Raw genomic sequence first — 2,603 nt, 5'->3', positions numbered from 1 at the left:
CGTGCGGGCCACCGCCGGTGCGCTCGCCGCCGCGCTCGCCGACGCCGACCTGCCGTTCGCCCAGGTGGTGACCGGCCTGGACGGCACCGTGGACGGGACCCGCAACCCGGTCGCGCAGCTCGGCTTCGCCGCCCACCACGAGCTGGTCCCCGACTCCTTCGGGACCGCGGGCGGCACCTGGCGGGTGTACGAGGGCCACTGCGCGGGTTCGGCCTTCGACGCCCTGCTGTACGTGCAGTCCTGGTCGCCGCGGCCCAGGCTCGCCATCGAGTACGCGACCTCGGCGCAGAGCGCCGCGGACATCGGCGAGCTGGCCGAGTCGCTGCAAGCCGTGCTGGCCGAGCTGGCGGAGCTCGCGGCGGAGCCGCAGGCCGCCGTGGAGCGGATCGCCGGGCTCTCCGTCGGCCAGCTGGCGCGGCTGCGGGAACTCGGCCTGGGCGCGGACTCCGCGACCGGCGACGACCTGTGGAGCCGGTTCGAGCGGCAGGTGCGGGAGCGTCCCGACGCGACCGCGGTGCTCGACCCCGACGCGGGCCACGCGCTGACCTACCGGCAGCTGCACGCGCACGCCCTGGACCAGGCCGAGCTGCTGCACGGGTGCGGGGTCCGCGCCGGTGACCGGGTGGTCCTGGAGCTGCCGAGGTCGGCGGCGGAGGCCGTGGCCGTCCTCGGCACCCTGCGCCTGGGCGCCGCCTGGGTGGCGGTGGACCCGGCCGCCCCGGCCGCCAGGCGCGCCCAGATCCGCGCCCAGATCGCGGGCGCCGTCGCGGCCGCCGCCCGGATCGGCGGGGCGGCGGACGATCCGGCCTTCGCCGGCGTCCCCCGGTGCGAGCAGGCCGGTCCCGGCCGGGCGCTCCCGGCGGGGCGGCCCGCCGGGGCGGGACCCGGGCCCGCGCCGCACCGGCCGGAGCCGGCCCGGGCGGCCTACGTCTCTTTCACCTCGGGCACCACCGGTGTCCCCAAGGGCGTGGTGGTCCCGCACCGCGCGGTGCTGCGCCTGGTGGACGACGCGGACCTGTTCGCCGACGCGGAGTTGTCCGCCGACGGGTCGGGGGCGGCGATGCTGCGGCTGTCCCCGCTGGCCTTCGACGCCTCCACGCTGGAGCTGCTGGTGCCGCTGGCGAGCGGGACGACCGTGGTGGTCCACCCGCCCGCCGAGCCCACGCCCGACAGCCTGGCCCGGTTCCTTCCCGCCGCGGGCGTGACCCACGCTTGGCTGACGGCGGGCCTGTTCCACCTGGTGGCCGACCACCGGCCGGAGGCGCTGCGCGGGCTGCGCCAGGTGTTCACCGGCGGCGGGGTGGTCTCACCGGCGCACGTCCGGCGGGTCCTCGAACAGTCGCCCGGACTGCGGGTCACCAACGGCTACGGGCCCACCGAGAACACCACGTTCACCACGGTCTGCCACGTCGAGGGCGTGGCCGAGGTGTCCGACCCGTTCCCGATCGGCCGCCCGGTGCACGGCACCGGCGTGTGGATCACCGGCCCGGACGGGCGGCTGGTGCCGCCCGGGGCGGTGGGTGAACTGCGGGCCACCGGCGCGGGACTGGCCGACGGCTACCTGGGCGACCCGGACCGCACGGCGCAGTCCTTCGGTGGGCGGGCCGGTGGGCGGGCCGGTGGGCGTGACGGCGAGGGGGGAGGCGAGCGCGAGTACCGCACCGGCGACCTGGCCCGCTGGGGCGCGGACGGGCGGCTGCTCTTCCTGGGCCGCGTCGACCGGCAGCTGAAGATCGCCGGGTACCGGATCGAGCCGGTCGCCGTCGAGCGGCGGATCAAGGAGCAGGACGGGGTGCTGGACGCCGTCGTCCTGCTGGCCGGCGAGCGGCTCTGCGCGGCGGTCAAGGTCGACGGCGGCGTTCTGGACCGGGTGCGGGCGGCGGTCGAGCCGGTGCTGGCCCCCTACGAGCGTCCGCAGCGCTGGCTGGCGGTGGCGCGGTTCCCGCTGGACCGCAACGGAAAGGTCGACCTGCGGGCCCTCGGCGCGCTGTTCGCCCCGGCGCCCGGGCCGGAGCCCGTCGCCGCTGTCGAGCCGGCTGCCGTCGCGGCACCCGTCACCGCCGGCGAGCCGGTTGCCACTGTCGGGGCCGACACGGTGGACCGGGTCACGGACGACGCCGAGGAGCTGATCCGTGACGTGTGGACCGAGGTGCTCGGGACCGACGACTTCGGCTTCGACGAGGCCTTCTTCGACGTCGGCGGCGACTCGCTCACCCTCGCCATGGTCCGGACCCGGCTGGAGCGGCGGTGGGGCGCCCGGCCGATTGCCCTCGCAGAGCTGTACCGGTACCCCACCGTCCAGGCCCTTGCCCAACATCTGCGAACGACATGACGACACGACGGGGGTGATGAGATGAGCGACGAAATGAGTGACGAGCTCAGCGGCGGGCGGAGTCAGGACATCGCGATCGTCGGAATGGCCGGCCGGTTCCCCGGCGCGGCCGACCTCGACGAGTACTGGAACGGCCTGCTCTCCGGACAGGTGGCGGTCGCCCGGCTGTCCCGCGAGGAACTGCTGGCGGCCGGGGTGCCCGCCGCCGACCTGGACGACCCGGCCTACGTGCCGGCCCGCGGCCTGCTCGCAGGACCGGAGCTGTTCGACG

The 2,603-nt window shown here is 76.6% G+C and carries 2 protein-coding genes; both read left to right on the top strand.

Going from position 1 to position 2,603, the window contains the following annotated elements:
- Nucleotides 1-2,332 (top strand): non-ribosomal peptide synthetase (locus tag VR45_RS10800; RefSeq protein WP_045939482.1); only part of this gene is annotated, 2,332 nt, incomplete at its 5' end.
- Between the two features lie 21 nt (nt 2,333-2,353).
- A partial coding sequence (locus VR45_RS10795; protein ID WP_199925925.1) for a beta-ketoacyl synthase N-terminal-like domain-containing protein occupies nt 2,354-2,603 on the top strand: 250 nt, incomplete at its 3' end.

Source organism: Streptomyces sp. NRRL S-495 (assembly GCF_000966955.1).
Taxonomy (GTDB): Bacteria; Actinomycetota; Actinomycetes; order Streptomycetales; family Streptomycetaceae; genus Kitasatospora; species Kitasatospora purpeofusca.
The sequence above is the reverse complement of the archived record's forward strand: the minus strand, read 5'-3'. Positions and strand labels throughout refer to the sequence as shown.